The following is a 22,891-nucleotide window of genomic DNA, read 5'->3' on the forward strand; positions in this document are numbered from 1 at the left end:
ATGTGTGCCTAATGTCAAACACTTCTATTCGTCATTCCGTAGGAATCTTAATTATTCTATTTCATACTTCTTACAGAAACATCAGGTTTTTCACCTTGTGGAACAATGAAGATTGCATTATCATTGATTGTATCTCCCGGATCAAAATAATAACTGCCGGTTACCGGAATTGTACTGGTGATGAGTTTCCCAGACTTGTCATAAGCAGAGTAGGTAACATTAATCATTTGGGCCTTCATTTTTAACTCTATCTTTTTAGAGGTTAGTCTGGCTCCCGTAGCATTAATACAGTCCAGTTCTACAAGGCCTATGTTGCTTACAATTTGAGGAAAGGCTGATAATCTGATGTTGTAGGCTTTATCTGAAGTGTTTTTTACCGATGCCGAAACTTTATAACGGTCATAGGATTTTCCACCGGATTCTACACTTTCTTTATTGAGAATAGTAAAGGTAACAGCCATACCATTCATGTCAACTGTTTGGCCGTCAGAAATTTTTTGGGCATGTACATTGATCCCCCAAAAAATAACCACTGGGAATAATAGTAAAAAAGTCAGGTTTTTCATAGTATTGGTTTATGTATCTAAAGTTAATTATTTTTGTATAAAATAACGCAACGTAGAATTTTTTCAATACTAATCCTTCCGTATATTATTGTTTTTTCATCAGTTCTTTGTGCTCATTTCCCCATTTTTCAAATTCCAGAATAATAGGTTTCAGTTTGTAGCCTATTTCTGTAAGCTCATATTCAACCCTTGGTGGAACTTCTGCATATACCGTTCTGGTAATAATTTTATCTTCTTCCAGTCTACGAAGTTGCAGCGTAAGCATACGTTCGGTAATATTCTGAAGCTTTTTTCTAAGCTCTCCAAATCTCATTTTTCCGTTGATCAGATAACAGCAGATGGCCAGTGCCCATTGCCCTCCGATAGTGTTGGATGCATAGATTTCCGGACATTCATCAGCAAGCGCTTGCTTATTGGCAAAATTGGTAGAAGTTTCCTTTATTTTAGTCATTACTTACATTTTTTATAGTACCATACAATAGGTTGCTAATGTACGAAATGTAAGTAACATGTTGTAATTTTGTAACAGAAATTTAAACAGAATGAAGACTTTAGTAATTGTTACCCACCCAGATATTGAAAAATCTGTGATTAATAAAAAATGGATTGACGAGTTAAAAAAATATCCTGAAAAATATACTGTTCATCAATTGTATGAAGCTTACCCTGATGGAAAAATCAATGTGGCTGAAGAGCAGAAGATGATGGAATCTTATGACAAAATTGTATTCCAGTTTCCTTTTTACTGGTTCAGCAGTCCGCCACTTTTGAAACAATGGCTGGATGAGGTGATTTTGTATGGCTGGGCGTATGGAAGTACCAGTGGATTTAAACTTGCTGGAAAGAAAATGTCACTGGCAGTTACAGCAGGCATAGATGAAGACGCTTACACTGCATCCGGTGTATATAAATACACGATGAACGAACTTTTCAGACCTTATGAGCTGACTTTTGATTATATAAAAGCCGATTATAAAGAACCTTTCGTCTATTACGGAATTGAAAGAGATCCTTCTGATGAATGGGTTGGCAGAAGTGTTCCGATGTATCTGGAGTTTTTGGATAATTTATAATGAGCATTAGGAATCTATCAGTATATTTTTTGATAGATTCCTATTCTAAATGCTGCTGCAATATTTCTAAAACTTAAGAGGAAGTCCTTCTATTCTTTATTTAAAACCCTATTAATCCTCTTCTCTGCTTCTTCCTTTGTAATGCCATTATAAAAATCGTCCACAAACGGATGATCATAACTTTGGTGAGGATACACAAAAGGCCGTCCGATAGAATTATTTACCACTACTGTTGTGGGAATACTTTCCTCAAACTCATAATCCGGAAGATAGGTAGAAAGCCATCCGAAATATTCTGCTTCAAATTCCTTATTATTATAGTTTTCAACATATTCGTTGAAGCTTTTTTCACTCAGAGAAACCCAGATTCCGTAATCCAGATCTCTGCAGTCATCCGTAACTTTCTGTACAAGAACGGTACGGATAAATCTATGGGTGTCATCCGAATCTTCAACGACACATACATCTGAAGTGAGTTCAGCATTTTTCAGTTCCTCTTCCGATAAGCAATAATAGAAATAAGGAGCATTATAGGCTATTGCAGGCCAGTCTTCTTTCTCTTCACCACAACATTGGCAGATGTATTTCATCATCGTATTTTATTTATAATGTTGATTAATTTTAAAAGTTAAATTCCTTATCCAACCGTAGGCGTATCTTCTTCCTTCAATATTTTTTTCTCTTTCATTGTGAGCATCATTCTTTCATATTTATATTTTTCCCAGTTGAAAGTGTTGAGAAAATCAAGGGCAGCCTGAAACCCTTTGTTAAAAAGTTCTTCCTTTTCCTCTTTTTTCATGAAGAAATTCAGCCAGCTGCTGGTACCACAGTTGACACTCTGTATGCTGTACGAACGGTAAAAAGTATGTTTGGTAAGGAATGTCTTATCATTAAAACCTTTCAGTGTACTGATGATATTTCCGGCGTAGCTGAACGGTGTTTTAAGAATTTCTTCACTGGTTTTTCCTCTTTCAGAAAGAATTGCAGAATCGCTCGTCAGTTGTACCCCGAAAAGAGGCATTCTCGGATAAAATACTTCATCCGCATGAAACAGGTCAATAGGAAAATTGGAAATACTTCCACCATCAATAAAAACCCCGGCAGGATTAATATCATCAGGTTTCGTATTCATCCAGTATCTCCAGGCATACTTTACAGAATCATCGTCCTTATTGATTTGTTTCTGAAAAGGTTCAAAGAAAAATGGAACCGCCATAGAAGCTCTTACAAATTCAGCAGGGCTGATGTGTTTCAGTTCCTCTTCAGACCAGTAGAGATTGGCCATTGTAGGAAGTTCTACCTTAATTTTAGCATTGATATCAGTGGTAATAATTACATATTCAGACTTCAGAAGGTAGAAGGGATTGTTTTTATAATAATCATTATTCACAGCGCTTTCGTAGAAAATTCTGTATCGGGTTTGGTCGATATGTTCCTGGTTTTTGATTTTAATCTTTTCAATGCTTTGCAAAGCCATCAGATAATATTCCTGCCCGTTTCCATAGCGGTAGTTGAGATTAAGATCCTTTTCTTTCTGAATGAATTTTTCATTGAGATGGGCAACCGTTTTTATGCCAAATTGATCCAGCGCATTTTGCATGGTATTCTGAAAAACATTTCCGGGATTCAGTCCGCTGTTTTCTTTCCTGAAATTATTGTACAGCTTTTGGATGCAGAAAAAGAGGATGACAGCCGGAATCAGAGGGATTAAAAACATCAGCTTGGCATTCAGTATTGTTGTGGGAGGAGCGAGAAAGGGAATACTCAGAAGAATAATGAAGAGGATAACCGCAATAATTGTATTAATTTTAAAGAAATCCTTGTTGTTCAGCATGGCATGGAGAGTAGTTTTTACATACGTTTTCCCATCCATAAAATCTGCAAAATTCCAGCTGAAAAGAATATCCTTGATCAGTTCACTTTTAGCTTCTTCTTTGGTCTTACAGGCTGCAATCAGCATGGTGTTAATCGCTCCGGCACTCGTTCCAGCCACTTTCAGAAAACGGATTCCAAATATTTCCAGTCCATAAAGATAGCCTACCAGCGCGCTTCCCCAGACACCACCACCTTCCTGTACAAACTCTACATACTGATTCCCGGACTGATCCAGGAGATCAGAGAATTCTTTGGAAGAGATATTCTCGTGTAAAGCAAGCAATTTATCTTTGGATGCCTGCGATAGAGAAGGATCTTCCAGAATTTTGTTGAGGTTTTCAGGAGTCATGGTATTTTGTTTTGATGGTGTTTTAAAGACAAAAGGTAATCACCAAGTTATATTTTATTGAAAGTAAAAACTTCGTGCCTTTGCGTTTATTAAAAATTAATTACCATTGTCTTCGTCTCACATAAATAAACGTACTGATCACAACGGTTGCCATTGCTCCCAATGTGATAAAATATCCATACTTATGATGAAGCTCAGGCATATTATCGAAATTCATCCCATAAACCCCGGCAATAAAGGTGATTGGTAAAAAGTAAACCGAATAAATAGCCAGGACTTTCATCACCTGATTGGCCTTTTGATCTGAAAGTGCAAGGAACATGGAAATAAGGTTGGTAATCTGAATATTCAAATGATCAAAATCAGCAACTACGTCTTTATGTTTATCTTTTAAATCCACAATTTCTGAGTCTTGTAAATTCAGCAGTTTAAATTTATCAATAGCATCTGTAGAAATTACCAGTACACGGGAGTTCAATCCGGATTTTCGTTTCAGCTTGTAAAGACGACGGATCTGGCTGGTATGATTGGTGTTTTTAAGGAAAATCTCATTCTCAATATTGTCCATTGTTTCAAACAGACTTAAAGATTCATCATCAAAACTTTTCATGATCAATATAGCAATCATCAGCATGATTTGCTGAGGTTTAAGGTCTTCCTGAATCAAAGACACTTTTTTCTTGGTCTCGGAAATACTTCTGGTTTTCATCCTGTGGATGGTAATAATGGTATTTTCCACCAGAAAGATTCCAATTTTGGTGCTGATATCACTGATGGTATTGAGATTCTTTCTTTCCAGCTCTGTGCTTTCACGGAGTAAAAAGAATTTCACATTCCCGTCTTCTTCATATTTCGGAAGGTGATTAGGATCCATTGTATCTTCCAGAAGAAGATTGTTGATTTCATATCGTTCATGAAGAAATTTCAGGTCTTCTAAAGTAGGAGCCTCTACATCTACCCATTCGCACTGGGAGGTTCTGTATATCGTATCAATTGGCATAAAGTAAAAATACTAATATTTTGAAAAACTATGTGTTAAATAAGTTTTATCTTTGCCAAAATTAAAAAACTATATGATTAAAAGTACCATAAAAGGGGTGGGATTTTATGTTCCAGATAACGTTGTTACCAATGATGATTTAGCAAAACTAATGACTACCAATGACGAATGGATTACGGAGAGAACAGGGATCAAGGAAAGAAGACACAGAAAAAACAGATACGACGCTCAGGAAACCACTGCTCATCTAGGTTTTAAAGCCGCAGAAAAAGCGATCGAGAATGCCGGCCTTACCTCAAAAGATATCGATTATATTGTTTTTGCAACGCTTTCACCGGATTATTATTTTCCTGGATGTGGAGTATTGCTTCAGGATATGCTGGGATGTGATACCATCGGAGCATTGGATGTAAGAAATCAGTGTTCAGGATTTGTATATTCTATGAGTGTGGCGAATGCATTTATCAAATCAGGAACTTATAAAAATATCCTTGTGGTAGGAGCAGAGGTTCACTCTTTCGGATTGGATTTTTCTGACGAAGGAAGAGGAGTATCTGTTATTTTCGGAGATGGGGCAGGAGCGGTTGTTCTTTCTGCATCAGAAGATGAAAATGCAGGAGATATTTTAGCGATGAATATGCATTCTGAAGGAAAATATGCTGATGATCTTTGTACTCAGTTCCCGGGTTCAAAATACGGATGGAGTGACAGAATGAGAAAAGATCCTGAAAATGTAACGAATAAAGAAGTATACCCGATCATGAACGGAAACTTTGTATTCAAACATGCGGTAACAAGATTTCCTGAAACGATGATGGAAGCATTGAACAAAGCAGGAAAAACAGTTGAAGATCTTGATATGTTCATTCCACATCAGGCGAACCTGAGAATTGCTCAGTTTGTACAGGAAAAATTCGGATTGCCGAACGAAAAAATATTCAACAATATTCAGAAATACGGAAATACGACAGCAGCTTCTATTCCCATTGCTTTAAGTGAAGCAATTGAGCAAGGGAAAATCAAGAGAGGAGATCTGGTACTTCTTTCAGCTTTCGGAAGTGGATTCACATGGGGAAGTGTGTTGTTTGAATTTTAATTTTTTTGAACATATTATAAATTAATTGAGTTGATTTTATAGATTTTTTTCGATTAATCGTTGTGTTTTTTGTTAATTGTTACAGATATTATATTTTTTAATATACCTTTGTCCTGGTAATCTTATAAAAACACAACGAATGAAAAAACACTTATTTTTTGGGACTCTATTATTTTCCTTGTCCCTATATGCTCAAGTAGGTATTAGAACTGCAACCCCTCAAAAAAGCTTACATGTCAATGGTTCTTTACAGGTAGTAAATGAAATAAACGTAGGAGGAAATGCCACTACATCTGGTTCTGCGGGTACAACAGGGCAAATTTTAACTTCTCAGGGAAGTGGTGTTGCTCCAGTATGGCAAACGCTGAATACAATAAGCGGAACTATTAACAGTGCTTATTATGTACAGGGTACAACTTCTGCTACGGCAGGTCAGGGAACAACAATCGATGTGCCTGGAGCGACAATTACCCTCACAGTGCCTACAGGACGTACACAAACTTTTTTGTTTACCGTTCTGGGATACGCAACCTTAACAGATGGTAATTCTAGCCAAGGGGTTTTTGCTCTTTTACAAAATGGAACAAAAATTTCTTCAGCCTTTGCTTCTAAAGCGGGAAATTTTCCTGGGGGAGCCACCTTGCAAAGTATGCCGGTTCCGGTGACCTTTTTGAAGTCAATAATCCTTACGGAAGGAACTTATACTTTTAAAGTACAATATTCTGCATGGTCTGGATCAGCAACAGTAAACTTTGTTCCTTCTGCTTATGCTGGTTACAATGGTGATACAGAAGCGATGCTTACTAAGATGCAAATCTTGGTATATAATAATTAAGATCAAAATAAAATAAAACAAAAACCATAAGCTTTAGTTTATGGTTTTTGCTTTATAAAGGCTTTTAACCCCTTTTTATGTTAACCTTAATAATTGATTGGAGTTGTTGAATATGAAAAATCATGAAGCTTTTTGTTAATTTTGAAACTGTTGTTTTGAATTATAGAATTTGTAATATAATTTGTTGTTTTTGATTGAAAATATTCATTATTGTGTAAATTTTTCGATTGTTTTTTGTTGTAATTTTATTTTGTTAAAAATTCTAAAAACAAAAACATGAAAAACTATTTATTACTTGGAGCTTTTTTAGTTCCCTTATTCTTCTGTGCGCAGGTGGGGATTCAGACTGCTACTCCTCAGAAAACCTTGCACATTAATGGTTCATTACAAGTGGTAAATGAACTAAATGTAGGAGGAAATGCCACAACTGCTGGCTCAGCAGGAACCTCCGGCCAGATTTTGACTTCCAATGGAGCTGCAACTGCTCCTTCATGGCAAACATTGAATACAATAAGCGGAACTATTAACAATGCTTATTATGTCCAGGGAACTACTGCTGCTACTGCTGTTCAGGGAACCACAATTGATGTGCCTGGAGCAACAATTACCTTAACAGTGCCCGCGGGACGTACACAAACTTTTTTGTTTACCATTCTGGGATATGCAACCTTAACGGATGGTAGTTCTAGTCAAGGTGTTTTTGCCCTTTTACAAAATGGAACGAAAATTTCGTCAGCCTTTGCTTCTAAAGCAGGAAACTTTCCTGGAGTAGCTACTTTACAAAGTATGCCTGTTCCGGTAACATTTTTGAAATCAGTAACTCTCCCGGCGGGAACTTATACTTTTAAAGTACAATATGTGGCTTGGTTTGGTAGTGCTACAGTTAATTTTGTTCCTTCTGGTTATGCAGGATATAATGGTGATACAGAAGCAATGCTTACTAAGATGCAGGTCTTGGTATATAATAATTAAATGTTTTTTTTTAATAAAAAAACCGCAGAACTTTAGTGCTGCGGTTTTTGTTTTTTATTAGATTATCTATTAAAGGCTCTTCAAAAGTTTTTCCGTGTCAGAAGAATCCTGTCCGGTACTTTTTGCCAGTTCAATAGACTTTTCAGCCCACATTTTAGCATTTTTCTTATCACCAACTTTATTGTAAAGATTCGCCAAAGTATCTGTATTGGCAAAGTTCTGATCTTTCTTTACAGATTCCTGTGCCCATGTAATGGCTTTTTCCAGAGAAGTTTTATTGCTTACATTTTCAAAAAAGTTCCAGGCAAGAGAATTCAGTTCTTCAGAACCCGCTGCAGAATAATCTTTATAAAGGTCAAGAATTAATTTTTCATATTCAGGAATATCTTTATTCTTCAAAGCTCTGTTGGCTTTCATTCTTTTTAAGATCTTGTCCGCTTCCTCTTTGCTTAGGAATTTTTGGGTTTCAGCCATGAAATAGTTGTCATCCCATTTCTTTGTATCCGGATTATAAGCTTTTTTAGAAACAGTATTCAGTTTAATATTTTTATCAAACTTTTCATATTTATCTTCCGGGAAGAATTTAATGATATCAGCTTTTTTATCCTTGAAAATTTTGTACAAAGGGCTGTCTGTAGTTTGTACTCCTGAAAGAAGCATTTGGATGTCTTCCTGATCTAAGCTTGTTTTCTGCTGAAAGTAACGGTTAAGAACTTTCCCGGCAAACTCAGCGTCATTATACATGGTAAGGCCCGCAAGATTCTTTAAAAACTCAGGATCTTTTTCTCCTTTTTCAAACTGTTGCTTCAGAGAAGTAAGTCTTTTGTTTGGATCTTCTGCGTCTTTTGCAAACTGGATAAAGTCTTTTTCTTCCACATATCCTAAAGTTCTGTGTACAGCTTCACCATTTCCATCAATAAACAGGTAAGTAGGGAATGCTTTTACATTATATTTTTTTGCCAGCTCAATTCCTTCTCCTTTTTCCATATCAATTTTAGCATTGATAAAGTGAGAATTGTAATATTCTCCTACAGACTGAAGTGGGAAAATATTTTTAACCATCAGTTTGCAAGGTCCACACCATGAGGCATATGCATCAATAAAGACCAGTTTTTTTTCTTTTTTTGCTTTGGCCAGAATAGAGGCAAAATTGCCTTCTTCAAATTTAATTCCCTGCGCCCATGCAAGAGCTCCTATAAAGATTGAGGAAAGTATTGCTATTTTTTTCATAAAAACTTTTTATTCCATGCAAATGTAATAAATATGATGACACATGAGCCGTTCATATTGAAAATAATTATACAGGAACTTTGGTTTTAAAACAGGCATCAGCTTGTATTAAAGATAATCATCTATTATTTTAGTCTTATTATTAAAATTAATGTAAATTACCGTTTTGGGTTAAATGATTAAATTTCAATATAATATTTTAATAAAAAATAAAATATCACTAGTTTTGTAAAAAACAAAAAGACACCCTGTGAAAATAATGATGAATTATTATAAAATCAAAATAATAATTTATTTTTCTATGCCTAAAAGTCTTTTGCCATTTTTATTTCTGCTGGTAACAGCAGTTCCCATATTCGCCCAGAAAAAAAATAACTTTGACCTTATCTGTGAGAAGACCTCTTCTGTTACAGCTTATAAAGATTTACCCAAAGCAATCAAAACTGCAGATTCTCTCTACATGAAGGCACAAAAACCTTCAGAGAAAATAAAGTGTCTTGTGCTTTCTTCAGAATTATACCATCATGCAGGTGAACTTAAAAAAGCAATCTGTTACAGTGAAAATGCCCACTCGGTAATCAATCAGATCAATGATCCTGAATGGATGGCTGTAGTAACCAGATTACTTGCGAGACAATATAGACAGGTAGGGTTATACGAAAGATCAAAAAAATACATTGTAAAAGGACTTCAGGCTTCAGGTCAGATTGTTGATTTTCAGAAAAGTAGTGAAGCTGCAGGACTGCTGAATCAGGAAATGGCCTTCTATGAAATGGAGATGGGAAATTTTCCCAATGCAATCCGTAATATTGAATCCTCTCTGAAATATTTTGAAAAAATAAACAGCCAAAACGAGAACAGAACAGCCGCAGCTTCTTATCAGCTGCTGGGAGATGTCTATTTCAAGCTTAATGATTATGCTGTTTCCGAAGACTATTATCGAAAAGCAGAAAGCCTGCTGAAAAATGGAAGCTGTACACTGGGATTGGTATATAATGGCTTAGGAGGAATCCGTCTGAAGCAGAAAAACTGGAAAGATGCTGAGTTATATCTCAAAAAAGCAGAAAAGATTGCAGATACATCCAGAAGCCTTAAGCTTAAAAAAGCTGTTTATTCCAATATTAATGATTATTATGAAGGAATTGGGGACAATTTTAAAGCTTCATTATATGCTGTGAAATATATCCGTGCCTATGACAGTATTGCGGCCCGTAATCAAAGTTTTACACCAAAGGGTGCTGAGACTCTGAAAGGGAAGAGTAATAAAAAAGGAGGGCATATGAATCTGGTGAAAAATGCAGCCATTATCATTCTGCTTACTTCGTTAGTCGGCTTACTTGTTTTCTTCAGGACAAAGCAGAGAAAACAGCGTTCAAAATTCAGAAATATTATAAGAACTCAGTTAAATATGGTCAGTAACAGGGCTCATTATCCTTTAGCTCAATCTGACGATGCTGAATTTTCGAACATATTTGTGGAAGAAATTGATGAAAAAGATTCTGAAGAAGACCGAAGAAGGAATGATTCCCTGATGACTTCCGAGACAGAATCGAAATTACTTGAACTGCTTGAAGATTTTGAAAAAGGTGATCTTTATAACAATAAAGGGATGTCTCTGTCTTTTCTTGCAGGTGAGTTGAATACCAATACAAAATATCTGTCTTATGTAATCAATCAGCATAAAAATGCAGATTTCAAAACCTATGTCAATCGTTTAAGAATCAATTATATTGTAGATAAGCTGATCAATGATGAGAAATACAGGCAATATAAAATAAGCATCCTTGCTGACGAGTGCGGATTTTCTTCGCACAGTAAATTTGCTGCTGTCTTTAAAGCGGTTACAGACTTCTCTCCATCAGCCTATATCAAATATCTGGATACTGAAAACCCATCCGATAAAAATGTTCATTTTCCCGAAAATGATTAAAAAGAAGGATTTTGTTTTATTCTATCTTGCCATTTTCACGAAAATGAACAACCTATTATTTTAAAGGAAACCCTCGCTATCATATCTTTGCGCCAGTTTCGCAGTGCACAAGACAATTCTGTTACAGCTTATCACTTTTATTTCATTTCTGAACTAAGATCATTATAAGAGAAACTGCATTCCCATTTTTATTTTTTTAAGGAAATATTCTGATCAGAATATCCACCATATGCTATAATCGGGGTTGATTGCCCGGTTTTTTTTCAGTCAAGTTTTTTTAAGTGCAAATCCACAGAATTTCTGTGGATTTGTGATTTTATTTAACCTTTGTACTGTCTGTTTTGGTTTTTAAAGTATCAGAGACAACCGGTGCTGATTCAGAATTTGCTACCGCAGAATCTCCCATTTTGTTCAACAATGAATCCTTGTTATGGGCATCTTTAAATTCTTCTCTTTTTTCTTTGTTTTGAGCACAGCTTCCAAGAAAAAGAATTCCAAGAACTGCTCCTATCCATAGTTTTTTCATAATAGTCAATTTTAATGTTTGGTTTTAATCAAATATAATGATTTAATTAAAAGATAAAAGATAAAAGATAAAAGATAAAAGATAAAAGATAAAAGATGTTTTTATTAAAATTCAATAGAGCCGGGTTTTAACCCGGCTAATTATAAATCATTCATCCATTGGCTTTAGCCAAAACCTAAAAATAAACATCTTTCAAAACAAAACTTAATTATCGCTTTCACATTTTAGATTCTAATCTTTTCAACAAAAAAATCTGCAGAGCTTTCATCTGCAGATTTTCCATTTTAGATTGAATGTTATCATTACTACTTGACAGGAGACGTTGCCATAGAATCCCTTTTTATCTTGGTAGTATCAGGATTCGTCATTTTTGTAGTCATTGTATCAGTAGTGGCAGGCGTCATACTTTTTTGCGTATTACCTACTGCCGCTGAATCCCGGCTACTGGTTGACATTGTCGATTCTTTGGTTCCACAGCTCACTGCAAATATTCCTATTCCAACGGCTGTTAGCAATAACTTTTTCATATTCTTCTATTTTGTGGTGTTGAGTAATGAAAAAATCAACAATTATTCCTAACAGGGCCTGAAGAATCGTAAAATATCGGTAAAGTTTGTTAAAAGATGTTAGGTTGTAGGGGGATTGAGTTTCGGGATGCGTGTTTCGAGATACGGGATATGCGAGATTCGAGTTTAAAGTTTAAGGTTGATTTGTACTCCAAAAAATACTTTATTACCAAAAATACTCTCATACTCTAATATTCTCAAACCCTCAAACCCTCAAACTCTCAAACCTCGAATCCCGCACCCCGTATCTCGCACCCCGAAACCTCACAAAAAAGCCCCGAAACCGAAATTCCGAGGCTGTATTCAAAGAACAGACAACAATTACTCATTGCCTATTACTTGTTATTTATTAATTACCCTAGGTATGGATATTTGTAGTTTTTTGGAGAAACAAAAGTTTCTTTTACGCTTCTTACAGATGTCCATCTTAGAAGATTCATTTTAGAACCTGCTTTATCGTTGGTTCCTGAAGCTCTACCACCACCGAAAGGCTGCTGTCCTACTACGGCACCTGTTGGTTTATCATTGATGTAGAAGTTACCGGATGCATTTTCTAAAGCTTTGTAAGCTTCGTTGATGGCGTAACGATCTTGTGAGAATACAGAACCAGTCAATGAATATGGAGAAGAAGAATCTACTAACTTAAGGGTTTCTTTCCAGTCTTGATCTTCATATACAAATACAGAAAGGATTGGGCCGAAGATTTCTTCTACCATACTTTCATATTGAGGATTTGTAGTTTCAATTACTGTTGGGTGTACGAACCATCCTTTAGAATCATCTACTTTTCCACCGATAGCTACAGTAGCTTCACCTGAAGCGTTTGCTCTGTCGATATATCCTTTACATTTTTCGAAAGAATTCTTATCGATTACAGCGTTGACGAAGTTAGAAGTATCTTCCGGAGAACCAATTTTGATGGTGCTCATCTGAGCTTCCATTACTTTTTTCACATCAGCCCAAAGAGACTTAGGTACATAAGCTCTTGAAGCAGCAGAACATTTCTGTCCCTGATATTCGAAAGCACCTCTTACCAATGCAGTTGCTACAGCTTCTACGTTAGCAGACGGGTGAGCAATAACAAAGTCTTTACCACCAGTTTCTCCAACGATTCTTGGATATGTTCTGTAGTTGTGGATGTTATCACCGATCATTTTCCACATTCCCTGGAATACTTTTGTAGAACCAGTGAAGTGAAGACCTGCGAAATCTCTGTGCGCTAATACTTTTTCAGCAGTTTCTTTACCATCAGTAAAGATCATGTTGATAACCCCAGCAGGAAGACCCGCTTCAATTAATACATCCATGATTACTTTTGCAGAATATACCTGCTTGTCAGATGGCTTCCAAACCACAACGTTTCCTAACATAGCCATACAAGTAGGAAGGTTTCCTGAAATCGCTGTAAAGTTGAATGGAGTTACCGCAAAGCAGAATCCTTCTAATGGTCTGTATTCAACACGGTTCCAGATTCCATTGTCAGAAACCGGCTGCTCAGCATACATTTCTGTCATGAACTCTACATTGAATCTTAAGAAGTCAATGAACTCACAAGCAGAATCAATTTCAGCCTGGTGTACATTTTTAGACTGTCCGATCATTGTTGCTGCATTAATTACATCTCTGTAAGGACCAGCCAAAAGATCAGCTGCCTTTAAGAAAATTGCTGCACGCTGTTCCCAGCCTAGCTCATTCCATTCCTGTTTAGCTGCCAATGCCGCGTTGATAGCGTCATCCACATGCTGCATACCACCCTGATAGTAGAACCCGAAATCATGAGCATGATCCTGTGGAGACTGAAGCTGTACTTTTGTTTCAGTTTTTACTTCTTTTCCGTTGATGATCATTGGGATTTCTACCTTTTCAGCCCACATTTTTTTATACGTGTCGATAAGGCTTTTAACTTCCGGAGATCCCGGTTCGTATGAGTTTACAGGCTCGTTTACCGCTAATGGTACTTGCGAAATTGCTTTTGACATATTACGTTTTATTATTTTATTAAATTAAATAAGATGTGTATACAAATTTACAATAATTATAAAGAAAGAAAAAATACCATCTGTTTTTGTCAAATAAAATATAAAATGAGTTTTCTGGTGATATTTAAGCTTTTTTTGGTGATAGATTTTATTAAATCCTGATATGTTTTGATAATTCTTTAGCTTTTGGAAAAAAATGCATCATTTTGTTATAATTATAGGAATTAGGACAATAAAATATTTGTCATAGTTTAAAAACAGCTATTAATTGCTGTAAATAAGGGATTTATAGTGGAATGTTAAAATTATATAAATTCACTTTTGTTGCGATTTTGAACATTTTAAATAATTTTTTTGATAGCCGGAGGGATAAGATTGTTCTAATTTTACACCATTATTAACAGGTATGAAAAAAAGAGTCTTATTTTTCTCTTTTGTGATATTTTTCTCAGCGTTGTGTGCAGGTCTTTTTGCGCATAAGGGGAAAACTCAACCATACTCTGATGTCCTTTCAAGAATTCATCTTTTACAACAGAAATCTGATCAGCAGACCCAACCTGAAATCTATAGTTTTTCAGATGCACAGGATGTGCAGGATTCCAATGACTGGGAGAAAGTAAAATTTGATTACTCAATACTTGCACAGCAGTGGTTACACTATTTCTTTGCAGATTATACTTACAACACACGGGTTGCGGCCGTTCAAAACCGTATTTACATTACCGCACCAAGATACATTCTGTATCATTCCCTGCAGATAGCGGGCTGCTAATTCTTTTTTAATTTTTAATGATTCGCTATGGTTTGTATTCTCATGAGTACAGACTCATAAAAATCATTCCCAATTTACATTTTTGAACATGTCTGTTTGCCTTTACGGAGAGGTGAATAGGATATCGTTTGTCCAATTTTAAATAAAAATATTATGCACTTAACACCGAGAGAAACGGAGAAGCTTATGCTATTTCTGGCAGGCGAACTCGCTCTGAAAAGAAAGGCAAGAGGCCTTAAATTAAACTATCCTGAATCCATAGCTCTGATCAGCCACTTTCTGCTTGAAGGAGCAAGAGATGGAAAAAAAGTAGCGGAACTGATGCAGGAAGGAGCCAACCTTCTTACCAAAGATGATGTAATGCCAGGTGTATCAGAAATGATCCATGATGTTCAGATTGAAGCCACTTTCCCTGATGGAACTAAGCTGGTAACCGTACACAATCCAATCCGCTAATACTACTGATTATGATACCAGGAGAAATTTTTGTAAAAGAAGGTACAATTATCTGCAATGAAGGCAGAGAAACTGTAAAAATAAAAGTAACCAATACCGGAGATAGACCTATTCAGGTAGGTTCACACTTTCACTTTTTCGAAGTTAATAAAGCGATGAGTTTTGACCGTGAAAAAGCTTTCGGAAAGAGACTGAATATTGTAGCAAGTACTGCAGTACGTTTCGAGCCGGGTGAAGAAAAAGAAGTGGAATTGGTAGAAATAGGAGGGACCAAAAAAGCAATGGGCTTCAATAATCTTGTCGATGGACAGGTAGATTCTGAAGAACAGAAAAAAGTAAGCCTTGCAAAAGTTGAAGAGTTAAACTTTAAAAATCATTAAGATGAGCTTACACGTAGACAGAAAACAATACGCCAATATATTAGGTCCTACAGCAGGAGACAAAATCAGACTGGGAGACACTGAAATTATCATTGAAATCGAAAAAGATTTTACTCATTATGGTGACGAAGCCGTTTTCGGAGGAGGAAAAACCGTGCGTGACGGGATGGGACAAAATGTTACTGCTAAAAGAGACGAAGGTGTTTTGGATCTTTGTATCACAGGAGCCGTAATCATTGACCACTGGGGAATTGTAAAAGGAGATATTGGAATCAAAGACGGAAAGATTGTAGGAATCGGAAAAGCAGGAAATCCTGATACGATGGACGGGGTAACACCTAATATGATCATTGGGGCTTCAACGGAAGTTCACGGAGGAAAAGGTTATATCGTAACGGCCGGAGGAATTGACACTCACATTCACTACATCTGTCCTCAACAGATTGAAACATCTCTTTACAGCGGAATCACCACAATGATTGGTGGTGGTACAGGTCCAAATGACGGAACCAATGCTACTACAGTAACTCCCGGAAGATTCAACATGCAGAAAATGCTTGAAGCAGCAGAAGAATATCCTATGAATCTTGGTTTCTTCGGAAAAGGAAACTGTTCAGCTGAAGAACCTATTGAGGAACAGGTGGAAGCAGGTGCTTTGGGAGTAAAAATTCACGAAGACTGGGGAGCAACTCCTGCAACCATTGATGCTGCATTGAAAGTAGCTGATAAATATGACGTTCAGGTGGCCATCCACACGGATACATTGAATGAAGGAGGGTTTCTGGAAGATACCATGAGAGCCATCAACGGAAGGGTAATCCATACTTTCCACACAGAAGGAGCTGGTGGAGGTCACGCACCGGACATTATTAAAGCTGCTATGTATCCGAATGTATTGCCGGCTTCTACCAATCCTACACGTCCTTATACCATCAATACAATTGACGAACATTTAGACATGCTGATGGTTTGCCACCACTTGAGCAAAAACATTCCTGAAGACGTAGCGTTTGCAGATTCCCGTATTCGTCCTGAAACCATTGCCGCTGAAGATATTCTTCATGATATGGGCGTTTTCAGCATCATGAGTTCAGATTCTCAGGCGATGGGAAGACCTGGAGAAGTAATCACCAGAACATGGCAGACTGCGAGCAAAATGAAAGAGCAGAGAGGTGATCTTACTGAAGATAAAGACAGTGGAAATGATAATTACCGTGCAAAAAGATATGTAGCGAAGTATACCATCAACCCGGCTATAGCACATGGTATTTCAGAATATGTAGGATCCATTGAGGAAGGAAAATTAGCGGATTTGGTGATCTGGAAACCTGCCTTATTTGGCGTAAAACCGGAAATGATTGTAAAAGGAGGATTTGTCATTGCTGCTAAAATGGGAGATCCTAACGCCTCTATTCCAACCCCTCAGCCAATTATTTACAGAAATATGTTCGGAGCTCACGGGAAAGCTAAGTTTGGTATTTGCGCGAACTTCGTTTCTCAGATTTCTATCGACAATGGAACAATAGCTTCTTACAAACTGGAAAAAATGATTCTTCCGGTGAAAAACTGTAGAAATATTGGTAAAAAAGACCTTATCCATAATGATAAGACGCCTTTAATTGAAGTGAATCCTGAAAACTATAAAGTAACAGTAGACGGTGAATACATTACTTGTGAACCGGCAGAAACACTTCCTTTAACACAGTTGTATTATTTGTTCTAAAATCAATTTAAACAATGACAGGTACAAACCTTATAGGTTTTTAAAACCTATAAGGTTTAATCAAAGTTTATCCAATTCAATGTAAAACAATTATAGAACTAAGGGTAGAATGAAATATTTAAATAAAACAGTTTTTTCTCTTGCCATAGCCGGTATGTCTATGCTTTCAGGGAATCTGAATGCTCAGTTTCTGGGTGGACACAGATTGAAAAGTGATGAAGACGGACCAAAGGGACAGTTTATGGTGTACGGTTCATTAGACTATTCTAAAATTACGACACCTTCAAGCAGCAGCAGTACTGTTTCCAGTGCACCGCTTGGCGTGGGATACTTCATCAATAATAATGACCTTATCGGAGTTAATTATGCTTACTCACAAAATACGGTGGACCACAATGTAGTATACAAACAAAATGAAGCAGGTATCTGGTATAGTCCGTCAGTAATGCTTGGAAAATATTTTGTGTTGATCGGTCAGGTGGATGCTCACTATGTTTGGGGACAACAGCTTTCAACAGCAGCAGATGCGATGCAGAATTTTAATGGATTCCGCCTTCGTGCTTACCCTTTGATCGGAATCGTATTAGGAGGAGGCTGGGCACTGAAATTCAAATTTGCAGAACTTTCAATGCTTCAGACCAAAACAAAAGAAGAAGGCTGGACGAAAAGCTATGTAGCAGGAATCAGTGGTTCAACATTCGGGGTGGGAATCTCCAAAAACTTAGACTTCAGAAAAAAATCCAAAAATGATAATTAATCAAATCATAGGCAATCTTGCTGAAAATCCTTCGGAGAAAACCATAGACTATCTTGATCTGGAATGGTTTGAAACCACCAAAAGAATCCAGCGTAAAAAAACCAGACAGGGAATTGATGTTGCCATCAAATTTCTCAGAGAAGGACAACGATTACGTGAAGGAGATATTCTTTTTGAGGATGCCGAAAAAATAATTGCAATCAATGTTCTGGAAACAGATGCTATTGTGATGTCACCCGCTTCATTGCTGGAAATGGGAACTGTATGTTATGAGATCGGAAATAAACATATTCCGCTTTTCATTCAGGAAGATAAAGTATTGCTTCCTTTTGAAATGCCGATGTTCAGATGGCTGGAAGCAAGCGGTTTCAAACCGGAAAAACAATCTGTGAAACTGCTTAATCTTCTTAAATCTAATGTAGAACCTCATGGACACGGAAGTCTGGGCTCCACAATCTTTACAAAAATCTTAAAAATGGCGGCCCCGAAAGATGAATAATATAAACTTCCTGTCAGGACTGCTTCATCTTGCAGATCCTACACTTCCCATCGGAGGATATACCCATTCCAACGGACTTGAAACGTATGTGCAGGAAAGAATTGTACATGATCTGGCAACCGCGAAAGAATTTGTACAGAATATGCTTCAGTACAACCTGAAATTCAATGATGGAGCTTTTGTAAAACTGGCTTATGAAGCGGCAGAAAAAAGTGATTTAGAAACATTATTGCTTCTCGACAATGAATGTAATGCGATAAAATGTCCAAAGGAAATCCGCCAGGCGAGCCAGAAACTGGGCCTCAGACTGATTAAAATCTTCAAAAGAAGAGAAAGTTTTCCTTTTATGGAAGCTTTTGAGAAAGCTGTTCAGCATAAAGAAGCCAATTCTCATTACTGTATTGTGTTCGGAGTGTATGCTTATCTGATGAAAATTCCTTTGTATGAAGCCCTTTTAGGGTTCTATTACACTTCGGTTGCGGGAATGATTACCAATGCTGTCAAATTAGTTCCTCTTGGGCAATTGGACGGACAGGATATTTTATTCTCACTCTATCCCGTAATGGAAAAGACTGTCTGGGAAACCATGGAGATGGACAGGGATATGGTGGGACTTTGTAATACCGCTTTTGATATCAGATGTATGCAGCACGAAAGACTGTATTCAAGACTTTATATGTCGTAAAAAGTAAAAATAAAAGACAAAAGGAAGTAAAGGCAAAATGATAAAAGGAAGATTGGAAAGCTAAGAAAATGAAGAAACTTAGGATTAAATGAATAGGAGTGTTTTTTAGCTGAATGAAATGCCTTTGCGCCCTTTATAGTATTCTCAATTAATAAAAAATATACGTGAAACAAGGTGCTCTTTGCTGAGTGAAACGTCCTTGCGATCAAAAAATATTCACAATCAAAAAAAACTTAGCGCCCATAGCGTTAAAAAAATAAAATTTAAAGAAAATGGAAAATAGAAAATATATAAAAGTAGGAGTGGCAGGACCTGTAGGTTCAGGAAAAACAGCATTACTGGAACGTTTAAGCAGAAAATTATTCGGGACTTATGATCTGGGAGTCATCACGAATGATATTTATACCAAAGAAGACGCTGAATTTATGGCTAAAAACAGCCTTCTTCCTCACGACAGAATTATCGGAGTAGAAACAGGAGGTTGCCCTCACACCGCAATCCGTGAAGATGCAAGTATGAACCTTGAAGCAGTAGATGAGCTGGCAGCACGTTTCCCGGAAATCGAACTGGTTTTGATTGAAAGTGGTGGAGATAACCTTTCAGCGACATTCAGCCCCGATCTTGCAGATGTCACTATTTTCATCATTGACGTGGCAGAAGGAGAAAAAATTCCTAGAAAAGGTGGACCTGGTATTACACGATCAGACTTATTGATCATCAATAAAATTGACCTTGCCCCTCACGTAGGTGCCAGCCTTGAAGTGATGGAGAATGATGCCCGAAGAATGAGAAAAGGAAATCCTTTCGTGTTCACCAACCTGAAAACAGATGAAGGACTGGATAAAGTAATAGGTTGGATTAAAAAATATGCCCTTTTAGAAGAAGTTGAAGAACCGAATTTGGTAAGATAAATGGATAGTCATTTAAAAATTATTGCAGGATTCAAGGGAGGAGAATCCTATGTGAAAGACCTTTATGTCTCACTTCCTTTCAGAGTAGTTTCTGTAGGACAGCGAAAAAGTGACAAAAAGCTCTATCAGATGGTGATGAGCTCTTCTCCGGGAATTCTGGATGGAGATCACTATCATTTGGAGGTTACCCTTGAAAAAGGAGCAGCGCTGCAGTTGCAGTCACAATCCTACCAAAGGCTTTTCAACATGCAGGACAAAGCGCTTCAGGAACTCAACGTTTCTATGGAAGATGAAACTTCTTTTGCTTATGTACCTCATCCAATAGTTCCTCACGAAGATTCCAACTTTAAGAGTAAAGCCAATATTCATATCGGGAAAAACAGTCAGATCATTATCAGCGAGATCATTACCTGTGGGAGAAAACATTATGGAGAAGTTTTTAAACTGAAACGTTTTCAGAATGTGATGGAAATCTATCACAATAATAAGCTTGTGGTAAAAGATAATGTTCTGATTCAACCTGATATGATCCCGATCAGCAGTATCGGAAATCTGGAACAATATACCCATCAGGGAACACTGATTTTCTACAGTACAAAAGAAAATGTAGATAAAAACGGATTGATAGAGGAGATCGTTGAAGCCGCTGCGCAACATCACGAAGAAATGGAAGTAGGAGTTTCTGCTATGGAAGACAATGGTTTTGTAGTGAGAGCTCTGGGACACGGAGGTGAAATGATGTACAACTTCTTCCTGTATATTCAGGAAATCCTTTGGTCACTCAAGTAAAAGAAGATAATCTACGAATGACATATTCAATAGACGCGGGCTTTAGCCCGCGAAATAAAAATTAATCTTCCATTGGCTTTAGCCAAAACTTAATAGAGAAAAACAATAGATAAATAGAAAATGGATAGTACAGTTTGGGCACTTCTTTTAAGTGCTGTTTCAATAAGTTTTATACATACCGCTTCAGGGCCAGATCATTATCTGCCTTTCATTGTCATCTCCAAATCCAAGAAATGGAGCGGAATGAAAACAGCCATCTTAACCGTTGTCTGCGGATTTGGACATGTGTTCAGTTCTCTGATCTTAGGTTTTATCGGAGTTTTTCTGGGATGGCAGTTGAATAAAATCTCCTGGTTTCAGGATATCAGAGGGAATTTCTCAGGATGGGCACTGTTGATTTTTGGAGGAGTGTATCTGGTATACGGCCTCATCCAGGCGATCAGAAATAAACCACATAAACATTTTGATGTGATGGGTGATGATGTGTATGTATACGAACATAATCACAGCGAAATCGTAATGCCTCAAAAAAGAATAAAAGTAACACCGCTTGTTCTGTTCATGATTTTCGTAATGGGACCAAGTGAACCTTTGATTCCTTTATTATTTTATTCAGGAGTAAAACATTCAATGTCTGAAATTGCCATATTGGTGACTTCTTTCACGGCGACAACTGTGTTGACCATGCTTGGAATGGTTCTTTTAGGACGTTATGGATACTCAACATTATTCAATACCGAAAAACTGGAAAGATATATGGGTGTGGTAAGTGGAGCGGTAGTAACCGTTTGTGGTGTCGGAATGGTTTTTCTTGGATGGTAGTGGGATTTGAGTGGTAGAGTTTGAGAGTAAGAGGGTTTGAGAGTTGAAAATGAAGCTGAAAAATGATGATTTTCAATCTTGTATCTTTTTATTTTAATGTAATCCTCGTACCTCACATTCCGAACCCCGAACCCCGAACCCCGAATCTCGCATTAAATACAACATTTCACCTTACATCATTAATAAAAAAAACTATGGACGAATTTTTCAAAAAAATCCCCTTTATAGACAATGTTTTAAAAGGAATCGGGCAGATTATGCTCCAGGAAAACAGATGGACCGGACTTCTGTTTCTGATAGGAATCTTTATGGGAAGCTGGCAGTGTGGAGTGGCCGTATTGCTTTCAACAGCAGCAGGAACTTTTGCTGCAATGAAGCTTAATTACGACAAATCTGAAATCAATGCCGGTCTTTATGGTTTCAGTGCAGCTCTTGTAGGGGTAGCATTGGCATTTCTGTTTCAGACAACAGTATTGATCTGGGTTCTTATTGTATTGGGTGGAGCGTTGGCCGCTGTGATTCAGCATTTCTTTATTCGGAAGAAAATTCCGGTGTTTACTTTTCCTTTCATCATTATTTCGTGGGTGTTGGTATTTGCACTGCACCATTTTACCCATATTCCGCCTTCTGAAATGCTGAGCAGTGAAGTAGTTCCTACAGAATATGATGATTTTCTTACGTGTACCAATGGTTTTGGCGAAGTGATATTTCAGGGAGGTGTACTTTCAGGAATTATTTTCTTTCTGGCTGTTTTTATTAGCTCTCCGGTAGCCGCTTTGTATGGACTGGCAGCCTCTATTTTAGGGGCAGGATTATCACAATTGAATGGTGAACCTATCAAAGAAATTCATATGGGATTATTTGGTTTTAATGCGGTGCTTTCTGCCATTGTTTTTTCAGGAGTCAAAAAAACAGATGGTTTATGGGTGCTGATTGCGGTTCTCATCACTATAGTTATTGATGATCTTTTAATAGACAATCATTGTCTGGATATTGTGGGCGGAGTATTTACTTTCCCATTTGTAGTGGGAACATGGATTACACTTTTGATTCAAAAAATATTTCTTAAAACAAAAAAATAAAGAATTAGAGAGTCTTAG

General features: G+C 37.0%; 25 protein-coding genes. 16 read left to right on the forward strand and 9 right to left on the reverse strand.

The annotated features are described in order from the left end of the window. Positions 1-56: 56 nt before the first annotated feature. Together ACMA47_RS08170 and ACMA47_RS08175 are read right to left on the reverse strand one after the other, a co-directional pair. Positions 57-566 (reverse strand): hypothetical protein, encoded by a 510-nt coding sequence (locus ACMA47_RS08170; RefSeq protein ID WP_413929398.1) that lies wholly within the window; start codon positions 564-566, stop codon positions 57-59. A gap of 85 nt (positions 567-651) precedes the next feature. Then, the gene (locus tag ACMA47_RS08175) at positions 652-1,017 is read right to left on the reverse strand and encodes a winged helix-turn-helix transcriptional regulator (protein WP_413929399.1); all 366 of its coding nucleotides are present in this window, start codon (positions 1,015-1,017) and stop codon (positions 652-654) included. A 91-nt stretch (positions 1,018-1,108) separates the two neighbouring features. Here ACMA47_RS08175 and ACMA47_RS08180 point away from each other — a divergent pair, with 91 nt between their 5' ends. Further along, entirely contained in the window at positions 1,109-1,639 is a 531-nt protein-coding gene (locus ACMA47_RS08180) for an NAD(P)H-dependent oxidoreductase (RefSeq protein ID WP_413929400.1), read from the forward strand. Between the two features lie 89 nt (positions 1,640-1,728). On the opposite strand, the gene ACMA47_RS08185 is transcribed toward ACMA47_RS08180, so the two are convergent. The 3 genes from ACMA47_RS08185 to ACMA47_RS08195 form a co-directional block, all read right to left on the reverse strand. Next, positions 1,729-2,232 (reverse strand): DUF2199 domain-containing protein, encoded by a 504-nt coding sequence (locus tag ACMA47_RS08185; RefSeq protein ID WP_413929401.1) that lies wholly within the window; start codon positions 2,230-2,232, stop codon positions 1,729-1,731. Positions 2,233-2,276: 44 nt separating this feature from the next. Next, positions 2,277-3,863 (reverse strand): patatin-like phospholipase family protein, encoded by a 1,587-nt coding sequence (locus tag ACMA47_RS08190; RefSeq protein ID WP_413929402.1) that lies wholly within the window; start codon positions 3,861-3,863, stop codon positions 2,277-2,279. A 100-nt stretch (positions 3,864-3,963) separates the two neighbouring features. Then, on the reverse strand, positions 3,964-4,863 hold the full coding sequence (locus ACMA47_RS08195; protein ID WP_034699967.1) for a CorA family divalent cation transporter: 900 nt from the start codon (positions 4,861-4,863) through the stop codon (positions 3,964-3,966). Positions 4,864-4,936: 73 nt separating this feature from the next. Here ACMA47_RS08195 and ACMA47_RS08200 point away from each other — a divergent pair, with 73 nt between their 5' ends. The 3 genes from ACMA47_RS08200 (at position 4,937) to ACMA47_RS08210 (ending at position 7,766) form a co-directional block, all read left to right on the forward strand. After that, positions 4,937-5,959, forward strand: a complete 1,023-nt coding sequence (locus ACMA47_RS08200; RefSeq protein WP_413929403.1) for a 3-oxoacyl-ACP synthase III family protein — start codon at positions 4,937-4,939, stop codon at positions 5,957-5,959. A 139-nt stretch (positions 5,960-6,098) separates the two neighbouring features. Continuing rightward, the gene (locus ACMA47_RS08205; protein WP_413929404.1) at positions 6,099-6,794 is read left to right on the forward strand and encodes a hypothetical protein; all 696 of its coding nucleotides are present in this window, start codon (positions 6,099-6,101) and stop codon (positions 6,792-6,794) included. Between the two features lie 276 nt (positions 6,795-7,070). Next, positions 7,071-7,766 (forward strand): hypothetical protein, encoded by a 696-nt coding sequence (locus ACMA47_RS08210; RefSeq protein ID WP_413929405.1) that lies wholly within the window; start codon positions 7,071-7,073, stop codon positions 7,764-7,766. Positions 7,767-7,835: 69 nt separating this feature from the next. On the opposite strand, the gene ACMA47_RS08215 is transcribed toward ACMA47_RS08210, so the two are convergent. Next, entirely contained in the window at positions 7,836-8,996 is a 1,161-nt protein-coding gene (locus ACMA47_RS08215) for a thioredoxin family protein (protein ID WP_413929406.1), read from the reverse strand. A gap of 301 nt (positions 8,997-9,297) precedes the next feature. Here ACMA47_RS08215 and ACMA47_RS08220 point away from each other — a divergent pair, with 301 nt between their 5' ends. Further along, positions 9,298-10,926, forward strand: coding sequence for a tetratricopeptide repeat protein (locus tag ACMA47_RS08220; protein WP_413929407.1), 1,629 nt, complete (start codon positions 9,298-9,300; stop codon positions 10,924-10,926). A gap of 316 nt (positions 10,927-11,242) precedes the next feature. Here ACMA47_RS08220 and ACMA47_RS08225 read toward each other — a convergent pair whose 3' ends face one another. The 3 genes from ACMA47_RS08225 to pruA form a co-directional block, all read right to left on the reverse strand. After that, entirely contained in the window at positions 11,243-11,452 is a 210-nt protein-coding gene (locus ACMA47_RS08225) for a hypothetical protein (RefSeq protein WP_413929408.1), read from the reverse strand. 305 nt (positions 11,453-11,757) lie between these two features. After that, complete coding sequence (locus ACMA47_RS08230) at positions 11,758-11,907, reverse strand: hypothetical protein (protein ID WP_253318144.1); 150 nt, start codon at positions 11,905-11,907, stop codon at positions 11,758-11,760. A 464-nt stretch (positions 11,908-12,371) separates the two neighbouring features. Then, positions 12,372-13,997 carry an L-glutamate gamma-semialdehyde dehydrogenase gene (pruA, locus tag ACMA47_RS08235; RefSeq protein ID WP_413929409.1) on the reverse strand — a complete coding sequence of 542 codons (1,626 nt, stop codon included), beginning with the start codon at positions 13,995-13,997 and terminating at the stop codon, positions 12,372-12,374. Between the two features lie 406 nt (positions 13,998-14,403). Here pruA and ACMA47_RS08240 point away from each other — a divergent pair, with 406 nt between their 5' ends. The 11 genes from ACMA47_RS08240 to ACMA47_RS08290 all read left to right on the forward strand — a co-directional run bounded on the left by ACMA47_RS08240 (position 14,404) and on the right by ACMA47_RS08290 (position 22,873). Further along, entirely contained in the window at positions 14,404-14,769 is a 366-nt protein-coding gene (locus ACMA47_RS08240) for a hypothetical protein (protein ID WP_413929410.1), read from the forward strand. 153 nt (positions 14,770-14,922) lie between these two features. Continuing rightward, entirely contained in the window at positions 14,923-15,225 is a 303-nt protein-coding gene (gene ureA / locus ACMA47_RS08245) for an urease subunit gamma (RefSeq protein ID WP_047387758.1), read from the forward strand. Between the two features lie 11 nt (positions 15,226-15,236). Beyond that, positions 15,237-15,605, forward strand: coding sequence for an urease subunit beta (ureB, locus tag ACMA47_RS08250; protein ID WP_034697259.1), 369 nt, complete (start codon positions 15,237-15,239; stop codon positions 15,603-15,605). Between the two features lies 1 nt (position 15,606). Beyond that, entirely contained in the window at positions 15,607-17,328 is a 1,722-nt protein-coding gene (gene ureC, locus ACMA47_RS08255) for an urease subunit alpha (RefSeq protein ID WP_413929411.1), read from the forward strand. 109 nt (positions 17,329-17,437) lie between these two features. Continuing rightward, complete coding sequence (locus ACMA47_RS08260) at positions 17,438-18,085, forward strand: hypothetical protein (RefSeq protein ID WP_413929412.1); 648 nt, start codon at positions 17,438-17,440, stop codon at positions 18,083-18,085. After that, positions 18,075-18,584: an urease accessory protein UreE gene (ureE, locus tag ACMA47_RS08265; protein ID WP_413929413.1), complete on the forward strand. Its 510-nt coding sequence runs from the start codon at positions 18,075-18,077 to the stop codon at positions 18,582-18,584. Before ACMA47_RS08260 ends, ureE begins: the two co-directional genes overlap by 11 nt. Continuing rightward, the gene (locus ACMA47_RS08270; protein ID WP_413929414.1) at positions 18,577-19,269 is read left to right on the forward strand and encodes an urease accessory protein UreF; all 693 of its coding nucleotides are present in this window, start codon (positions 18,577-18,579) and stop codon (positions 19,267-19,269) included. The genes ureE and ACMA47_RS08270 overlap by 8 nt, the downstream gene beginning before the upstream one ends. Positions 19,270-19,541: 272 nt before the next feature. Next, positions 19,542-20,180: an urease accessory protein UreG gene (gene ureG, locus ACMA47_RS08275; protein ID WP_413929415.1), complete on the forward strand. Its 639-nt coding sequence runs from the start codon at positions 19,542-19,544 to the stop codon at positions 20,178-20,180. Beyond that, the gene (locus ACMA47_RS08280; RefSeq protein WP_413929416.1) at positions 20,181-20,969 is read left to right on the forward strand and encodes an urease accessory protein UreD; all 789 of its coding nucleotides are present in this window, start codon (positions 20,181-20,183) and stop codon (positions 20,967-20,969) included. A gap of 120 nt (positions 20,970-21,089) precedes the next feature. After that, complete coding sequence (locus ACMA47_RS08285; protein WP_413929417.1) at positions 21,090-21,791, forward strand: hypothetical protein; 702 nt, start codon at positions 21,090-21,092, stop codon at positions 21,789-21,791. A gap of 194 nt (positions 21,792-21,985) precedes the next feature. After that, positions 21,986-22,873 carry an urea transporter gene (locus tag ACMA47_RS08290; RefSeq protein ID WP_413929418.1) on the forward strand — a complete coding sequence of 296 codons (888 nt, stop codon included), beginning with the start codon at positions 21,986-21,988 and terminating at the stop codon, positions 22,871-22,873. Positions 22,874-22,891: the final 18 nt, after the last annotated feature.

It is taken from the genome of Chryseobacterium sp. T20 (assembly GCF_047345655.1).
In the GTDB taxonomy this organism is placed as follows: domain Bacteria; phylum Bacteroidota; class Bacteroidia; order Flavobacteriales; family Weeksellaceae; genus Chryseobacterium.